The 15,187-nt window shown below is 67.9% G+C and carries 18 protein-coding genes and 2 pseudogenes; 8 read left to right on the forward strand and 12 right to left on the reverse strand.

Annotation, left to right across the window (positions count from 1 at the left end):
- Nucleotides 1-9 precede the first annotated feature (9 nt).
- Nucleotides 10-714 (forward strand): polysaccharide deacetylase family protein, encoded by a 705-nt coding sequence (locus IU449_RS23230; RefSeq protein ID WP_195004268.1) that lies wholly within the window; start codon nucleotides 10-12, stop codon nucleotides 712-714.
- 205 nt (nucleotides 715-919) lie between these two features.
- Nucleotides 920-1,132, forward strand: coding sequence for a hypothetical protein (locus tag IU449_RS23235; RefSeq protein ID WP_195004269.1), 213 nt, complete (start codon nucleotides 920-922; stop codon nucleotides 1,130-1,132).
- Nucleotides 1,133-1,226: 94 nt separating this feature from the next.
- On the opposite strand, the gene IU449_RS23240 is transcribed toward IU449_RS23235, so the two are convergent.
- The 5 genes from IU449_RS23240 to IU449_RS23260 all read right to left on the reverse strand — a co-directional run bounded on the left by IU449_RS23240 (nucleotide 1,227) and on the right by IU449_RS23260 (nucleotide 3,538).
- On the reverse strand, nucleotides 1,227-1,571 hold the full coding sequence (locus IU449_RS23240) for a hypothetical protein (RefSeq protein ID WP_195004270.1): 345 nt from the start codon (nucleotides 1,569-1,571) through the stop codon (nucleotides 1,227-1,229).
- Nucleotides 1,543-1,761 carry a hypothetical protein gene (locus tag IU449_RS23245; RefSeq protein WP_195004271.1) on the reverse strand — a complete coding sequence of 73 codons (219 nt, stop codon included), beginning with the start codon at nucleotides 1,759-1,761 and terminating at the stop codon, nucleotides 1,543-1,545. Before IU449_RS23245 ends, IU449_RS23240 begins: the two co-directional genes overlap by 29 nt.
- A 10-nt stretch (nucleotides 1,762-1,771) precedes the next feature.
- Nucleotides 1,772-2,104, reverse strand: a complete 333-nt coding sequence (locus IU449_RS23250; protein WP_195004272.1) for a hypothetical protein — start codon at nucleotides 2,102-2,104, stop codon at nucleotides 1,772-1,774.
- A 394-nt stretch (nucleotides 2,105-2,498) separates the two neighbouring features.
- Nucleotides 2,499-2,873, reverse strand: a complete 375-nt coding sequence (locus tag IU449_RS23255; RefSeq protein WP_195004273.1) for a VOC family protein — start codon at nucleotides 2,871-2,873, stop codon at nucleotides 2,499-2,501.
- 101 nt (nucleotides 2,874-2,974) lie between these two features.
- Nucleotides 2,975-3,538 carry a carboxymuconolactone decarboxylase family protein gene (locus IU449_RS23260; protein WP_195004274.1) on the reverse strand — a complete coding sequence of 188 codons (564 nt, stop codon included), beginning with the start codon at nucleotides 3,536-3,538 and terminating at the stop codon, nucleotides 2,975-2,977.
- A 192-nt stretch (nucleotides 3,539-3,730) separates the two neighbouring features.
- On the opposite strand from IU449_RS23260, the gene IU449_RS23265 reads away from it, so the two are divergent.
- From IU449_RS23265 to IU449_RS23285, 5 genes are all read left to right on the forward strand, one after another.
- Complete coding sequence (locus tag IU449_RS23265; protein ID WP_195004422.1) at nucleotides 3,731-5,476, forward strand: NERD domain-containing protein; 1,746 nt, start codon at nucleotides 3,731-3,733, stop codon at nucleotides 5,474-5,476.
- Nucleotides 5,477-5,639: 163 nt separating this feature from the next.
- Nucleotides 5,640-6,719, forward strand: a complete 1,080-nt coding sequence (locus tag IU449_RS23270; RefSeq protein ID WP_195004275.1) for a TetR/AcrR family transcriptional regulator — start codon at nucleotides 5,640-5,642, stop codon at nucleotides 6,717-6,719.
- A 5-nt stretch (nucleotides 6,720-6,724) separates the two neighbouring features.
- Nucleotides 6,725-6,967 (forward strand): hypothetical protein, encoded by a 243-nt coding sequence (locus tag IU449_RS23275; protein ID WP_195004276.1) that lies wholly within the window; start codon nucleotides 6,725-6,727, stop codon nucleotides 6,965-6,967.
- Nucleotides 6,968-7,050: 83 nt separating this feature from the next.
- Nucleotides 7,051-7,527: a hypothetical protein gene (locus tag IU449_RS23280; protein ID WP_195004277.1), complete on the forward strand. Its 477-nt coding sequence runs from the start codon at nucleotides 7,051-7,053 to the stop codon at nucleotides 7,525-7,527.
- On the forward strand, nucleotides 7,524-7,877 hold the full coding sequence (locus tag IU449_RS23285; protein WP_195004278.1) for a hypothetical protein: 354 nt from the start codon (nucleotides 7,524-7,526) through the stop codon (nucleotides 7,875-7,877). Before IU449_RS23280 ends, IU449_RS23285 begins: the two co-directional genes overlap by 4 nt.
- A 57-nt stretch (nucleotides 7,878-7,934) precedes the next feature.
- Here the strand turns inward: IU449_RS23285 and IU449_RS23290 are convergent, their stop codons facing one another.
- Nucleotides 7,935-8,225 carry an antibiotic biosynthesis monooxygenase family protein gene (locus IU449_RS23290; protein ID WP_195004279.1) on the reverse strand — a complete coding sequence of 97 codons (291 nt, stop codon included), beginning with the start codon at nucleotides 8,223-8,225 and terminating at the stop codon, nucleotides 7,935-7,937.
- Between the two features lie 68 nt (nucleotides 8,226-8,293).
- On the opposite strand from IU449_RS23290, the gene IU449_RS23295 reads away from it, so the two are divergent.
- Nucleotides 8,294-9,202 (forward strand): DUF1353 domain-containing protein, encoded by a 909-nt coding sequence (locus IU449_RS23295; RefSeq protein ID WP_195004280.1) that lies wholly within the window; start codon nucleotides 8,294-8,296, stop codon nucleotides 9,200-9,202.
- 67 nt (nucleotides 9,203-9,269) lie between these two features.
- Here IU449_RS23295 and IU449_RS23300 read toward each other — a convergent pair whose 3' ends face one another.
- The 6 genes and pseudogenes from IU449_RS23300 to urtA all read right to left on the reverse strand — a co-directional run bounded on the left by IU449_RS23300 (nucleotide 9,270) and on the right by urtA (nucleotide 15,049).
- A complete protein-coding gene (locus tag IU449_RS23300) occupies nucleotides 9,270-9,980 on the reverse strand; it encodes a GntR family transcriptional regulator (protein WP_195004281.1) in 711 nt (236 codons plus the stop codon).
- 7 nt (nucleotides 9,981-9,987) lie between these two features.
- Entirely contained in the window at nucleotides 9,988-10,680 is a 693-nt protein-coding gene (gene urtE / locus IU449_RS23305; protein ID WP_195004282.1) for an urea ABC transporter ATP-binding subunit UrtE, read from the reverse strand.
- A 94-nt stretch (nucleotides 10,681-10,774) separates the two neighbouring features.
- Nucleotides 10,775-11,593, reverse strand: a pseudogene (urtD, locus tag IU449_RS23310) (urea ABC transporter ATP-binding protein UrtD); the annotation flags it as partial.
- A 241-nt stretch (nucleotides 11,594-11,834) separates the two neighbouring features.
- A pseudogene (gene urtC, locus IU449_RS23315) lies at nucleotides 11,835-12,840 on the reverse strand (urea ABC transporter permease subunit UrtC); the annotation flags it as partial.
- Nucleotides 12,841-12,869: 29 nt separating this feature from the next.
- Nucleotides 12,870-13,754 (reverse strand): urea ABC transporter permease subunit UrtB, encoded by an 885-nt coding sequence (gene urtB / locus IU449_RS23320; RefSeq protein WP_195004283.1) that lies wholly within the window; start codon nucleotides 13,752-13,754, stop codon nucleotides 12,870-12,872.
- Nucleotides 13,755-13,774: 20 nt separating this feature from the next.
- On the reverse strand, nucleotides 13,775-15,049 hold the full coding sequence (urtA, locus tag IU449_RS23325) for an urea ABC transporter substrate-binding protein (RefSeq protein ID WP_195004284.1): 1,275 nt from the start codon (nucleotides 15,047-15,049) through the stop codon (nucleotides 13,775-13,777).
- Nucleotides 15,050-15,187 lie beyond the last annotated feature (138 nt).

The raw sequence follows: 15,187 nt of genomic DNA on the forward strand, positions 1-15,187 counted from the left end.
GAATCGGTTATGCGACAGAGGATGTGGCTGGTTGTGGCCAGCGTCGTCAGTATACTGCTCGTGGTGGGGATCGGGGGGTACCAATTGGTGAGTGCGCGGTCGTTCCAGCTCGCCGGTGAACTGGTGGACCGGGCGGAGACAGACGAGAGGGTCATCGCGCTGACCCTCGACGATGGCCCCAGCAATCGAACCCCCGAGGTCTTGCGGGTACTCGACGACCTCGACGTGCCCGCCACCTTCTATCTCAACGGCCGCGATGTCGACGCCGGTCCCGAGCACACCCGCGCCATCATGGCGGCCGGTCACGAACTCGGCAACCACACCTATACCCACCGCCGCATGCTCTTCGTCTCGCCCGGCACCGTGCGCGAGGAGGTCGAGAAGACCGACGCAGCCCTGCGCGGCATCGGTTACCAGGGCCCGATCACCTTCCGCCCGCCCTACGGCAAGAAGCTCTGGACTCTGCCCCGCTATCTGGCCGAGCACAACCGCACTACTGTCATGTGGGACGTGGAACCGGATTCCGGCGTCACCGCCACCGCCGACGCCATCGCTGATCAGGCCGTCCGGGAAGCGGGCCCCGGTTCGATCATCCTGCTGCATGTCATGTACGGCAACGCCGTCGAATCCCTGGCCGCTATCCCCCGCATCGTCGAGGATCTGCGCGCCCAGGGGTACCGCTTCGTCACGGTCTCGGGATTGCTGAACAGCTGAACCCGCCCGTCGAGGACAGCTTGGCGACCGTCTGACGAGCCACCATGGTCTCCCTCTGCCAGTGGCCAGCACGAGGAGAATCCGCTTCTGCTCTGCCACCATGGCCGCGAGGGTACGGGCTACCGCGACGCGCTGGTAGTAGCGGGGCCGCTTGACAGTATTGTCCGAATTTCGCAGCGTGTGATCGCAGAGCGCCGGCGTACCGATGAGCCTGCTCCACGCCGTCGTTGACATCGACACAGTAGCGCTTGGCCGCGACAACTCCGATCGGGACGTCCGGGGCTACTGCTCGGCATGTCTCAACGCGCCGAGCGCCGTCGTCACCGCGGCGTCGTCGCTGACGTTGTTCGACCTGCCCGTCACCGCCGAGCAGACGCTGCCGGGTGGTCCGTCGGCCCAGTTCGATCTCGCCAGCTGACCCGGCAGCCAGGAGCTACGGCCCGGCCAGCACATGGAGCACACGCGACGGCAGGGGCCACTCGAGGTGAGTGGCCCCTGCCGTTGTCGTCGGGTCAGGCAGGTGGGTCGACGTCCCGCAGTCGTGTGTCGAGCTTGTCGATGCGGCGCTGGTAGTCGTCATGGCTGATCTCGTTGACCTCGAACCCGGGTGTGGTCTCCAGCCCGTCGCGGTGGCGTTGGGTGCGTTCCCAGTGCGCCGCGACGTAGGCGGGGTCCTGCATGCGTCGGTCGAACTCGGCGTGCAGGAGGCTGATCGCGTGGGCCCGGTTGGTGCCGGTGACGTGCCAGTCGTCGCCGGGGTAGTAGGCGCGCACGGTGCCGTCGGCCTGGTTCACGAACTGCGGGCGTTGCAGGACGTGGACGACCGGGTCAGGGTCGGGCTGAGGGTCCGGGTGCATAGAAGACCTCCGTCGAGCCGTCGTCGTGGTGGACATAGCAGATGTACTGCATTCCAGGGTGGCCCACGACCGGGCCTGAGTACATGCAGTTCATCGTCGTAGCCGCCGCGGCCGGCGCGGCCACGACCGTGATCGGTACGGCGGCCAGCATCCCGGCCACCGCGATCATCAGCGCAATCCGTATTCGCATCGCTTCCCCCTCAGGTGTCATCGGTGGTGACATTTGGTTGGACGCGTCCGATCGCGTTGTGGTTCCCTCTTCGGTCAATCCCGCTCCACGGTGTGCTGCCGGTTCGGGGTGAACCGAGGTGATCGTCACTGCCACACGTCGCGGCCACGATCCCGATCCGGCCCGCGGCGAGGAACTGCGCGAGGAGCTCGATCGCCTCGACCTCGAGCTGCGGAGCTCCGTCACACACGATGAGCGCCGCGCGGTAATCACCCTGGCCGGCCAGGAAGCAGCGGCGCCGCTGTCCAAGACCGCCACTCAGGTTCGCATCGAGCGTGACGTCGCGGCGGCCGCGCACGCTCACGAGGTGCACGAGGCCCGGTGTTCGACCGCTGAGCCAAGCACAATTCCCTGGCCGCTCATCGTCCGGCGAGCTGCGCTGAGCCGGGCGGCGCGCGACCGGGACCGTGGGAGGGAGCGGCAGCACTCGGCTCCGGTCGAGCACGGCCTTGTGTTCCGCGAGCGGTCACCGCTGCGTGATCGTGGAAGGGAGGCGGGCTGTCGGTGGTGACGTGCAGAGCCGTGTGGTACTCAGCCCGGTCGGCGGTGATGGAGACGATGGCGAGGCCGGGGTCGTCGTCGCAGCGTAGTCAGACCGTAATCTCTGGTGGTGTGGGCGATTCGATCGCGTGGCTGAGTTCCATGGTCGGTGCAACCACTCCCGTGTCGGATGCGATTCCCGGTGGGCCGCCGGCCGGTCAGACCCATTGCACCAGCTGGAAGATGATGCCGTTCGGGTCGCGCATCTGGGAGTAGCGCTCGCCCCACTCCTCGGTCTCGATCGGCGTGACGATCGGGACGCCTTCGCCGCGCAGCCGCTCGTACTCCGCGTCGATGTCCTCGACCACGAAGACGACGAGCAAGCCCTCGCCGGCGCTGCCCGCGATCTCGGCGGGCTTGAAGGTGGGCAGCCCGGTGCGCAGGAAGATCAGGTTTCCCGCGTCCGGGCGGGCGAGCGAGATGAAGCCGTCGGCGGACATCTGCTCGGTGAAGCCGAAGTGTTCGGTGACGAAGCGGGCCGACGCGGCGGGGTCCGCGACGTTCAGGGACAGGGCGGTAGCGGTGATCTGCAAATCTGCTCCAAGGTGCCGATGACGGGAACTCCGTACATAGTACACCGTACATCGTACGGTTATTCCCGGCGCGCGGAGATCACCTCCGGACACCGGACGGGTCAGAACTGGTCGCGCTGGATGCGCAGTGCGGTGATGGTCGAGGCCAGGCCCTCGTACTGGTTGGCCAGGAGCACGATCTCGATGAGCCTGCGCTCGTCGTAGTGCGTGGACAGCTCGGCCCAGGCGGCATCGTCGATGTCGCGGGTGGTCACCAGCTGGTCGACCGCGGTCAGCAGGGCTCGGCGCTTGTCCGACCACGCCGGGTCGGCGGGGCCGATGCGCACCTGCTCGAGGATCGCCGGGGTGACGCCCGCGCGCTTGCCCAGGCGGATGTGGTGGTCGGTCTCGTAATCGCAGGAGCGTAGGTGCGCGACGCGGAGGATGACGAGTTCGGACTCGTGGCGCGAGAGCTTGCCGCCGGGCATGAGCTTGCCCGAGAAATGCAGCCAGCCGCGGAACAGGCCCCTGGTGCGACCCAGGGTGCTGAACAGCTGGGCGTCCCTGGTGCCCGCGGCGCGTGAAAGAACCTGCCAGACAAGCCAGTTGACCGGGCCCAGCTCGCGAAACCGGCCCGGAGCGATGCGGGCCCGTGATGCGGATGTCGCCGGTGTTCTCCAGGTCATTGCTGCTGCCTCCCGCCGTCGGATCGTCCGGACGGTGCCGCCGGACCGTGCGCCGAGGCTACCCGCCTGGCACCTCCTCGGGAGTTGAATACTCCTGCGGTGGTTTTCGACGGCCGAGCCCGGCAATATCAGTACCGGTGGGGGGAGTCGGTGCGCCCCACAAGGCGACAAACAGGGGCTGAGGTCGACGCGATGTTGGTGAGTATCAGGCCGGAGGCGGAATTGTCCGCGGCCGAAAGAGAATTCGTGGACTGCCTCCGTGCGTTGCGGACCACCTGTCTGACGCTTGTCGACGTGCGGGTGGATCGCGGCAACCGACGGGTCGACGCCGTGCTCATCACCCCGCGCGGCATCACGGTCGCCGAGGTGAGGGGGTTCCGGCGTCGCCAGAGCGGCATCCTGAGCGCGCGTGCGGGCGGACCGTGGAAGATCAGCGGGGAACCGGTGGATCTCGACGACGAATCCTCGCCGTCGGAGGAGCTCGAACACGGCGTCTACGCGGTGCGCACCACGCTGGAACGCGCGTTGCTCGACCCCGGCCACGTCTGTGGATTCGTCGCGCTGCTGCCCTACCGCGGTGTCGTGGTCCGGCCCGCGCGCACGAACCTTCGGCCCGGGCTCGACGTGGTCGTCGCCAATGCCACCGACACCGCGGAATTCCGTTCCTACATCGAGAACTTCGGCGACGAACCGACGGTCTGGGATGTCGACCGGGTACTCGGCGCGGTCGACGCGCTCGACGTGGGGGAGGGGCTCTCGCGCGCGGATCTGCGAGCCGACGGATTCGACGATCGCAACCCCGGCGGGCGCGAGCCACGTCGGCGAACCGCCGCCCCGGCGGCCGTCGCGCCGCCTCCAGCTGCCTCGGGCCCCGTCGTGTCGTCCGAGTCGGAGCCCGTGGTGCCGTCTGAGTCGGAGCCCGTGGTGCCGTCCGACCCCGAACCCGTCGTGCCGTCCGACCCCGAACCCGTCGTGCCGTCCGACCCGGAACCCTCTGAGCCGATGCCGATCCCCTCGGCTTCGTCCTTCCCGGGCTCGTCCGCAGCTGATGCGACCTTCGCGACCGAGCCGGAGCGGACAGCTTCAGGGGCCATCCCGATGCCCGCACCGCCCGAGGCGACGCCGAGCGCAGCTGCGATGCCGCCGCCACCGCCCTCCGAGCCCGCGGCGGCATCCCGACTATCGGACTCCCCGGCGCCGGAGGCGGAGCCCGCGCCGGAGGATCGGACGGCCTCCGGCGCTATCCCGATGGCGGCGGCACCCGTATCCCCCCATGCCTCCGCATCCGAGCCTGCCGAGGATGTTCCCGATGCTGTCGACCCGGGAGCGCATGCCCGCCAGGTGTTCTCGCCCGCCGATTCGCCAACGGCTCCGGAGTCCGGGCCGTCACCGGAATCGACACAGCCGCCGGTGTACGTGCCCCCGCCCACCCCCGGTGCCCCTCCGCCTCCGCCGCCGGGTGGGACCACGGCCGTGGCGGCGCCTCCGCCTCCGCCGCCAGGCTCCGGGCCCACGGCCGCGGCAGCCCCACCGCCTCCGCCGCCGGGCTCCGGGCCCACCGGCGCCTCCGCCCCACCGCCCCCGGGATTCGAGGAGGTGCCCACGGATCCGATGCCCGCAGGCCCGGGGACGACCTCCCGTCCCGGACGGTTGAATCCGCTGCCGCCGGAATCCTTGGCTCCGCCGTTTCCCGTGCAACAACCCCCGGCCCCGAATCCGCAGTCGCGTCTGCGGAGTTCCCTCGCCTGGGTGGTGCTGGCGGTCGCCGGGCTCGGCCTGCTCGCGGTGCTCGTCGTCATCGTGACCGCGCAGACGACCGACGACGGCGTGTCGGAACCGGGCACGAGTTCCACGCGCATCCCGGGCACGGTCACCGTGGAGCCGACCACGACCCCGCCCGGGCCGAACGCCTGCTTCCCCTTCCAGACCGACTGCTGAACAGTCCGCCGTCCGCCTCTCGGGTCCGTGCCCGAGAAGGGTGGGGTGGGCTGCCGCTGCCGGGAGTCGTCGGAGCCGCTGCGGACTGCCTTCGGGACAAAATGTGCCCTTGGACCACGAAGTATCTTTCGGGCGATGCGATCGGTGATACTGTCACCGAACTATGAGTCTCAAGCCGGTGCGTTCGCTGCTGATCGATGCACTGGTCTCGTCGCCTGACGAAGGGGATACCACCGACGCGGCCATCCTTCAGGCGTCCATCGACTGCCTCAGCAGGCACGGCATCGAGAGGATGACCGTCGCCGATGTCGCCGCGGACGCCGGAGTGGGGCGGGCGACGGTGCTCCGGCGCTTCGTCTCGAAAGAGGAACTCGTGCGCCGTGCGCTGGCCTGGGAACTCGCGCGCGTCGTCGACCGGTTCCACGAGGCCATCGATGCGATCGAGGACCCGCTGGAGCGGGCGATCGAGTGGATCGTGCAGGCCGTTCGCGTGGCGCGCGCCCATCCGGTGGCGCGCAGACTGGTCGAGGACAACGCCGCGCTGCCGGTGATGCGCGATCCCGCGGTGGCCGCCATGCTGGTCGGCTCGGTGCGACACGAACTCGACGGCCTGGCCAGGCGCGCGGGCGTCGATATCGACACCGCGGTGGCAGCGGAGCTGGTCGCCCGATTCTTCGCCTGGGTGCGTGAACTGTCCACAGCCATGCACACCCGCTTCGTCTCCGCCAATATCTTCGGCTCGACTGCCCTGGAATTGATCCCGATGCCGGGCGGCGAGGCAATCGGCCCGAGCATGGTGCTCGATCTCGGCGATGTCGGCGACTACACCGTCACCACGGTCCTGCGCGACTCGGGCCGCCTGCTTCGCCCGCGCCGTCGTGCGCGCCACCAGCAGTGCCGAGGCGAGCAACGGCGCCATCTGCTCGGTGAGGGCGACCGAGCTGTCAATCGAATCCGACAGCTGCGTGGTCACCGGGTCCAGCAAGTACCGCATCCCGGTCGAGGGCGAGATGCGCGTGGAAAACCTCTCCGCGCTGGGCGAACCGGTCTTCGCGCTCCGGAGCTCGATCCGAGGGAACCGGGCGCCTGGACACCGAGGCCGCGGCCTCGGAATACGCGCTGCGCGTCTCGGCAGTCGACTTCCGTGACCTCGACGCCTGGCGCAAGGCACTCACCGACGGCGTCAGCCAGCAACTCGCCCCCAAGCTCGAAGCCGCTGTCGACGTGGTGGGCCCCTGGCTGAGCCAGATGGAGTACACCGCGACCGCGCGCCTGCTGGCCGCCGACGGCTCCGAGACCGACGGCGACCGGTTCGTGGTCCAGGTCTTCGTCGACATGACCTCCAAGAGCAAGCAGACCCCCGACGGCGTGGCCGCCACAGCCACCTACACGGTCACCATGGACCGTGCCTCGAACTGGACGATCACCGACGTCGGCGGCGTGGGCGGGGGCCTGCCCGGAGCAGGCTCGCCCGGCACCGGAGGCCGCTGACAATTCGGTACCCGGATGTCGGCGCCGACGGCTCCGACGCCAGAGCTGTCGACACGGGGACACCTTTAAAGTACTTTATAAGTATGACTGTTCAAGAGGTGCCGTTCTCGGAGTTGCAGTTGCACGGCAAGGCGACGGTCGAGCGACTGCGCCGCACCCCTGAACAGTCCCTCTTGGTCCGCCGAAGGGACGCCGAAGACCTGGTACTGACCACCGCCGCGCGCGCGGAACTCGAGCGCACCGCCGCTTCGGTGACCACGCAGATGTTCGTCGCCATGATGCAGCGCGACTCTGAAGCGCGACGGCTGGTCACCGACGTCCTACCCGAGGTATTTCCGTGGGTCGCGTTCCTATCTCGTTCCGAGGTACAGGAGTTCGTCCTGGAACTGGTCTCGACGATGCGGGCGGCGGACTCGCTGCACAATCCCGCGCCTGTTGTTCAGGTGATCGAGAGTTGGCGGCACACGGCCGAAGTCTTAGCTGATCCCGAACTGGCCGCGATCCTGAGCCGGGAATCCGACGAGGATTTGGGGCCGGTCCCGAAGCCGGATGAGTCATGAGCCCGAAGCGGGGGGACCGTGTTGCGCCGCCGGCATGCGGCGAACACTGGGAGTTGCGGTTCGCGACGGGTGAGGCGGCGAAGGGCTGGGAAGACTTCTGTCAGCAAGCACCAGGAAACACCCTGGCCGCGTGGGAAGCGTTGCGTTCGCGGCAGGATGCTCCGGTGCCGACGCCACGGCACCACCGGTTGAAGGGCAGGCTCGCGACATCGCGGCACCGCGGTGTCGACATGGAGCAATGGCAGGTGGAGGTGACCGGCAGCGGGCGGATCTTCTACCTGGTCGATGTCGAGAAGCGCACCCTGTGGCTGCAAGCTGCGTCGGTCGGGCATCCGAAGGTCACCGACTGATCGAGGCTGTTGTACTCGCTGCCCCTGACAGCGACTCGGCGGGGACCGCTCCTCGGGTCAGGCGATCTGGTGGAAGTGCTCGACAGTGGGGAACGGGTCGTAGAAGTGGTGGAGGAGTTCCTTCCAGCGCTGGAATTCAGGGGAGAGGCGGAAGCCTTCGGTGTGGTCTTCGAGGCGTTCCCAGTCGACCAGAAGCAAGTAGTTGCTGGGGGATTCGATGGAGCGCGAGAGGGTCAGGCGCAGGAAGCCGGGCATGGATTCGATGATGGTGCGGGCCTGGGCGAAGGCGGCCTCGAAATCCTCTTCGCGGCCGGGGACGACAGGCAGCACTACGTGTTCGGTGATCACGCGTCCCATTTTCGTCGCGGGCGGCGTGGGCGTGTGGGGAAGGAGTGATCCGCTGTCAGGCTGTGGCGATGGAGATCACGGTCGAGGAAGAGGGCGGGCCGTTCTACAGCGTCGTCGGTGACGACCTCGACCATGCGAGGTGGACGACGGATCTCACCATCCAGATGGTCCGAGACCTCGATGAAAACGGGCGCGAGCGGTTCCGGTTGTCGCGCCGGATCGGCTATGTCGACCCGGAGATCGGCCGGATCGTGGTGCCGAAGGACCTGACGTGGACCACCGATCTCACGTCGGTCCCGTCCTTCCTGACCTGGCTGGTGCCGAAGACCGGATCGCACCTTCCCGCGGCGATCCTGCATGACGGCCTGGTCATGGCGAAGAACGAGCCGGACAGCTATCACGCCGGGCGCAAAATCTACCGGGACGAGGCCGACCGCGTCTTCCGTGACGCGATGATCGCCACCGGCACACCGACCATCCGCGCCTGGCTGGTCTGGGCCGCGGTCACCGCCGCCACCATGTTCCACGGCACTCAGGTCGACTGGAGTGCGCCGCGCAGGTGGTACTACTTCGGCGCGCTGTGCGTCACGGCGGGACTGATCGTCGTGCTCGGCGTGCTTTCGACGCTGGACGTGCTGGGTGTCGCGAACATTCGGCTGAGCGGTCTCGTGATCGGCGTGCCGAAGGTGCCGTGGATCGGTGACGGCTGGCCGGGGCTGCTGGGCGGATTCGCGGGCAGCGTCGTGATCCCGCTCGTGTTGGGCACCCTGTGGGGAAGATTCCGCGTCGCGGGGTGGATTCTCGGCCCGATCACGGCGATCCTGCTGCTCGCCGTGTTGCCGATCGTGTTCCTGGCCGCCCTGTACTGGGCCGCCGAGATGCTCTATCGCCTCCATCCCTTGCTGGTTCGGGTGGCGACAGGTGCCGGGGTGCTCGTCGTGTTCATGGGGTTCGTCTTCGCTCTGATCGCTTGGTGACGAGCGCGATTCGCAGCGAGCCATGGTATCGAATTCGACTGATAGTGAGCGACCGGTCGCGCAGCGCTCAATCCCGTACGGCCCGGCCGAGTTCGGCCATTTCGAGTGCGTGGCCGGTGCGGGTCAGCACGTGCGATCGCGACGATTCGATATGGGAGATCAGCACGGACAGGGCGATCTCGGGTTCACCGGCCAGCACGTGCTCGGCGATGGTGATGTGCTCGGCGATCATCTGGGTGATGCGTTCCGGGGTGGGCAGATCCAGGATGCGGACCGGGCGCAGGCGGACGTGCACGGAGGCCAGAGCATCGGCCAGTGCGATGTTGCCCGCGGCGGCGAGCAGGGCGGTGTGGAAGCGTTCGTCCTCGGTGAGCAGGCTCAGGCTCGGCACGGGCGGAGACTCGCGCATGCGGCGCCAGTGCCGCAGCTGGGCACGGACCTCGTCGAGGTCGTGGGCGCGGGGTGCGCCGGACACCGCACGGGGCCCGGTGACGCGCTCGATACCCCTGGCCTCCAGCGTGACTCGCAGTTCGAAGAGGTCGTCGAGATCCTCCAGGCGCGGGCGGTAGGGGTACAGGCCGTCCGGGTGGCGCTCGATCAGGCCGTCGGCCTGCAAGCGGGTCAGTGCCTCGCGCACGGGTGTGCGGGAGACGCCGTAGGCCCCGGCGAGGCGTTCCTCGCTGAGCCGTTCGGTGGGCACGACGGCACCGGTGGCCAGATCGTGGCGCAGCTGGTGATAGACCTGTTCCCCCAGCGGCACCCGGCGCCGGCGCGTCATGGTGCGCTCAGATCGCCATCGCGGCGCGCACCGCGGTTTCCGCGCCCTTGCCGCCTTCGCCACTCGACGTCACTCTGCCCGATTCCAGCACGTAGTAGCGCTGCGCGGCCTGCAGGGCGAAGCCGATGTGCTGTTCGACGAGCAGCACGCTGAGCCCACCGCGACGGGTGAGATCGATGATGGTGCGTTCGATCTCGGCCACCACCGACGGCTGGATGCCCTCGGTCGGCTCGTCCAGGATCAGCAGCTTCGGCTCGGTGATCAGCGCGCGCGCGATCGCCAGCTGCTGGCGCTGGCCGCCGGAGAGCAGACCGGCCTTGCGGGTGAGCAGTTCGCGCAGCGCGGGGAACAGGTCGAGGGATTGCTCGATCAGCGCCTTGCCGCGCTTGCGACCGTCGGCGACCACCTGCAGGTTCTCGGCTGTGGTCAGCTGGGGAAAACTCTGCTGCCCCTGCGGGACGTAGGCGATGCCGCGCTTGACCCGCTTGGAGGGGGAGTACCTGGTGATGTTCTCCCCGTCGAACCGGATCTCGCCGGATGTGGCGCCGATCAGCCCGACGGCGGTGCGCAGCAGGGTGGTCTTGCCCGCGCCGTTGTGGCCCATGACGGCGACCACGCTGTCGTCGGGGACGGTCAGCGAGACGCCGTGGACGACCTCGGTGCGTCCGTAGCCGGACCTGATGTCAACGAGTTCGAGCATCGTCGGACTCCTTCTCGTTCTCGGACTTACCGCCCTCGGCCGCGTCGCCGGAGTTCTCCGCCACGACGGCCTCCGAGGCGGTGGGGGTGTCGGTCGCGGGCGCGCTGTCCTCGTTCTCGAGGTCGGTGCCGATCGCCGCCGCGGTGCCGAGGTAGACCTCCTGCACCTTCGGGTCGGCCTGCACCTGCTCGACGGTGCCCTCGCTGAGCACCTTGCCGCCCGCCAGCACCGTCACCGAGGTGGCGAACCGGCGCATGAACTCCATGTCGTGCTCCACGACCACGACCACCCGCTCGGCCCCGATGCGCCGCAACAGGTTTCCGGTCTCCTCGCGTTCCTCGGCGCTCATGCCCGCCACCGGCTCGTCGAGCAGCAGCACCGAGGCGTTCTGCACCAGCAGCATGCCGATCTCGAGCCACTGCTTCTGGCCGTGGGCGAGCACACCGGCGGGCTTGTCGCGCAGCGCGGTGAGCCCGGTGGTCTCGAGCGCTTCCTCGATGGCGGGCAGCACCGCCTTGCGTCTGCGCAGCATGGTCAGAAAGGAGCGGCCCGCGCCCGCGGCGATGTCGAGGTTCTGCAATACCGACAGTTCCTCGAAGACGCTGGCCGTCTGGAAGGTTCGCCCGACCCCGAGGCGGGCGATCTGGTGCACTTTCTTGCCGAGCAGTTCGGCGCCGGATTTCTGGGCCGACCCGGTGGCGGGCACCAGGCCGGTGATGGCGTCGATCAGGGTGGTCTTGCCCGCGCCGTTGGGGCCGATGAGGAACCGCAGGTCGCCCTGCAGCACCGTCAGATCGACCTCGGTCACGGCCTTGAAGCCGTCGAAACTGACCGACAAGCCACGGATTTCGAGGTACTCGCTGTCCATACCGGCGTTACCGCCGAGCTTGGGCTCGTGTGTGGGGGCGGTCATCGCGATTCCACTTTCTGCTCTTCGCCCGGCGTGGCCTCGTCCGATCGGGCCTTCTCCGAGACGCCTTCTTCGGAAGCGGCCTTGTCCGGTGTGGCGAGCGTCTTCGGGTCGGCGACCGCGGGCACGGCGTCACTCGAGGGCGTGGCCGCACCCGAGGGCACCGCCTCGACCGACGGGGGTATGTCCGGGGTGGTGGGCCGGCCGAAGCGGGACTGCCAGAACCCCTTCGCCATCGGCCACACACCGGCCAGACCGGCGGGGATGAAGCCGACCACGACGATGAACAGGATGCCCTGCAGGTAGGTCCAGCCCGAGGGGAACTGCTCGGACAGGGTGGTCTGCGCCCAGGCCACGCCGATCGCGCCGAGCACCGGGCCGAGCAGGGTGGTCCGGCCGCCGATGGCGACGCCGATCAGGAAGGCGATCGAGGGCACCACGCCGATGTCGGCGGGGGAGATGATGCCGACGATCGGGGTGAACAGCGCGCCCGCGATACCGGCGAAGAAGGCCGCCACCACATAGGCGAGGATCTTGACGTCAGCCGGGTCGTAGCCGAGGAAGCGGACCCGTTCCTCCTGATCGCGCACGGCGACCAGCAGTTCGCCGTAGCGGCTGTGCATCAACTGGCGCACGATGGCGACCACCACGAGCAGCGTGCCCGAGGCGATGAAGAACAACATCTGGCGGTTGGCCGGGTCGGAGAGCTTGAAGCCGAAGAAGGCGCGGAAGTCCGACAGGCCGGTGAAACCGCCGAGCATCTGCTGACCGGTGAGCAGGATGGCCATCGCCGCCGCGAGCGCCTGGCTCAGGATGGCGAAGTAGGCGCCCTTGACCCGGCGTTTGAACACCCCGTAGCCGAGCACCGCCGCGACCAGACCGGGCACCACCAGGATGGCGATGAGCGCGACCGGCGCCGAGGCGAACGGCTGCCACAGCGTCGGCAGCTCACGGATACCGGCGATCTGCATGAAGCCGGGCACGTCCTGACCGAGTCGGGCGGCATCGGCCATCTGCATGTGCATGGCCATGATGTAGGCGCCGAGGCCGAAGAACACGCCCTGGCCGAGGGTCAGCATGCCGCCGCGCCCCCAAGCCAGGCCGATGCCCGCCGCCACGATCGCGAAACACAGGAACTTCGCCAGCAGGTTCAACCGGAAATCGCTGAGCACCGCGGGCGCCACCGCGAACAACAGGATCGCGGCGACGGCGAAGCCCGCGAGGGCGGTGAGCGAGGAGCGTCGCCGCAGTGATTGTTGCCAGGAAGACACGAGTGAGGTCACGCCAGGCTCCTTGTCCGGACCGTGAACAGACCCTGCGGGCGGACCTGCAGCACGATCACGATGATCACGAAGACGATCACCTTCGCGATCGAGGCGGTGGTCGAGTACTCGATGAAGGAATTGAGCAGGCCGAGGGCGAAGGCCGCGATGACCGTGCCCTTGATCTGCCCGAGGCCACCGATCACGACCACCAGGAAGGCGTCGATCAGATAGCTCTGTCCGATGGTCGGGCTGGTCGAGCCGATCAATGTCAGCGCCACACCGGCCACACCGGCGAGGCCGGAACCGATGAAGAAGGTGCCGATATCGGTGAAACGGCTGGACACGCCGCTGGTCTCGGCCAGGCCGCGGTTCTGCACCACGGCCCTGATCCGCCTGCCCAGCGGCGTCGCCTTCAGCATCGTCGCGAGCACCGTCACCGCGACGATCGCCAGCACCAGGATGAAGATTCGCGTCTTCGGAACGACGGCGCCCATGATCTCGACGCCGCCGCTGAGGAATTCGGGCACCAGCACGTTCTTGGCGGGTGCGCCGAAGATGTCGCGGGCCAGCTGCTGCAGAACCAGGCCCACACCGAATGTCACCAGCAGCGTGTCCAGCGGCCGGTCGTACATCCAGCGGATCAACCCCATCTCCAGCACCGCGCCCAGCGCGCCGCCGACGAGGAATCCGATGATCAGCGCCACGAACAGCGACACCCCCGCGGAGGTGAACACTTTCTGCACGACGTAGGTCGTGTAGCAACCGGCCATGATGAATTCCCCGTGGGCCATGTTGATCACGCCCATCTGACCGAAGGTCAGCGACAGACCGAGTGCGGCGAGCAGCAGAATCGAGCCGAGGCTCAATCCGGTGAAGAGTTGTCCGACAAGTACATCCACGTGAGGTCAGCGCTCCCCGGTCAGAGTCCGCCGGCCCACGGGTAGGACTTCAGGTACGGATCCGGCTGGATCGGCTGACCCGAATCCCAGACCGTGTAGATCAGGCCGTCGGGCCGGATCTCACCGATGCGGGCGGTCTTGGTGATGTGGTGGTTGGAGCCGTCGATGGTGACCAGGCCCTCCGGCGCGTCGAAGGTGACGCCGTCGGCATTGGCCTGGATGTCGGCCACGGCGAAGGAGTTCGCCTTCTCGACGGTGTTCTTCCACAGGTAGACCGAGGTGTAGGCGGCTTCCATCGGGTCGGAGGTGGGCTTGTCGGCGCCGAAGGCGGCCTTGTAGGCGTCGACGAAGGCCTTGTTCTGCGGGGTGTCGACGGTCTGGTAGTAGTTCCAGGCGGTCAGCTGACCCGCGATGTTCGCCGCGCCGATGCCGGCGACCTCCTCCTCGGCGATGGACACCGAAACCACCGGCATGTCGGCGGCTTTCAGGCCGGCGTTGGTGTACTCGCGGAAGAACGCGACGTTGGAGTCGCCGTTGAGGGTGTTGAACACGGCGTCGGCGTCGGCGGTACGGACCTTGTTGACGATGGTGGAGAAGTCGGTCGAGCCCAGTGGGGTGTAGTCCTCGCCCTTGATCTCGATGCCGTTGGCCTCGGCGTAGGCCTTGATCTCCCGGTTGGCGGTCTGCGGGAAGACGTAGTCCGAACCCACCAGATAGAGCGACTTCACGCCCTTCTGCTTCAGATAGTCCAGCGCCGGGATGATCTGCTGGTTGGTGGTCGCACCGGTGTAGAAGATGTTCTTGCTGTCCTCCAGGCCCTCGTACTGCACCGGGTAGTACAGCAGCGAGTTCAGGCTCTCGAACTTGGGCAGCATGGCCTTTCGGCTCGACGAGGTCCAGCCGCCGAACACCGCCGCGACACAGTCGGAGCTGATGAGTTTCTCGGCCTTCTCGGCGAAGGTCTTCGGGTCGGACGCGCCGTCCTCGAGCACCAGTTCGATCTGCTTGCCGAGCACGCCGCCCGCGGCGTTGATCTGGTCGACGGCCAGCTTGGTGGAGTTGGCGACGGTGACCTCGGAGATGGCCATCGTGCCCGAGAGCGAGTGCAGCGAACCGACTTTGATGCTCGAGCCCGAGGTGTCGACGCAGGAGGCGGCGGCGACGTCGGTACCTGCTTCGTCCTTGGCGCCACAGGCGGTCAGCAGCAGGCCGGTGAGCGCGAGCGTGGTCGGGACGACCAGCGCTCTGCGCACTCGACGTGATCTCTGCCGACGGGTGGAACGTGGATCAGACATGTGGCGAACCCTTCTGGCGCGTATACAGCGGCTGTATTCGTGCCGCGAACGTTAGCCAGCGGTTGTTGCGCCGGAATATCTGTCGATGACAAGTGGATTGCTGATGTTTCGGTTCTGTGAACGAAACGTCCTGTCTGT

Source organism: Nocardia higoensis (assembly GCF_015477835.1).
GTDB classification, from domain to species: domain Bacteria; phylum Actinomycetota; class Actinomycetes; order Mycobacteriales; family Mycobacteriaceae; genus Nocardia; species Nocardia higoensis_A.

Coding starts and splice junctions, on each gene's coding strand:
- IU449_RS23285 (WP_195004278.1), top strand. CDS start 7,524: ATGAGCCCGAAGCGGGGGGACCGTGTTGCGCCGCCGGCATGCGGCGAA.
- IU449_RS23240 (WP_195004270.1), bottom strand. CDS start 1,571: ATGCACCCGGACCCTCAGCCCGACCCTGACCCGGTCGTCCACGTCCTG.
- IU449_RS23270 (WP_195004275.1), top strand. CDS start 5,640: ATGAGTCTCAAGCCGGTGCGTTCGCTGCTGATCGATGCACTGGTCTCG.
- IU449_RS23265 (WP_195004422.1), top strand. CDS start 3,731: ATGTTGGTGAGTATCAGGCCGGAGGCGGAATTGTCCGCGGCCGAAAGA.
- IU449_RS23275 (WP_195004276.1), top strand. CDS start 6,725: ATGGAGTACACCGCGACCGCGCGCCTGCTGGCCGCCGACGGCTCCGAG.
- urtA (WP_195004284.1), bottom strand. CDS start 15,049: ATGTCTGATCCACGTTCCACCCGTCGGCAGAGATCACGTCGAGTGCGC.
- IU449_RS23280 (WP_195004277.1), top strand. CDS start 7,051: ATGACTGTTCAAGAGGTGCCGTTCTCGGAGTTGCAGTTGCACGGCAAG.
- IU449_RS23295 (WP_195004280.1), top strand. CDS start 8,294: ATGGAGATCACGGTCGAGGAAGAGGGCGGGCCGTTCTACAGCGTCGTC.
- IU449_RS23245 (WP_195004271.1), bottom strand. CDS start 1,761: ATGCGAATACGGATTGCGCTGATGATCGCGGTGGCCGGGATGCTGGCC.
- IU449_RS23230 (WP_195004268.1), top strand. CDS start 10: ATGCGACAGAGGATGTGGCTGGTTGTGGCCAGCGTCGTCAGTATACTG.
- IU449_RS23235 (WP_195004269.1), top strand. CDS start 920: ATGAGCCTGCTCCACGCCGTCGTTGACATCGACACAGTAGCGCTTGGC.
- IU449_RS23300 (WP_195004281.1), bottom strand. CDS start 9,980: ATGACGCGCCGGCGCCGGGTGCCGCTGGGGGAACAGGTCTATCACCAG.
- urtE (WP_195004282.1), bottom strand. CDS start 10,680: ATGCTCGAACTCGTTGACATCAGGTCCGGCTACGGACGCACCGAGGTC.
- IU449_RS23260 (WP_195004274.1), bottom strand. CDS start 3,538: ATGACCTGGAGAACACCGGCGACATCCGCATCACGGGCCCGCATCGCT.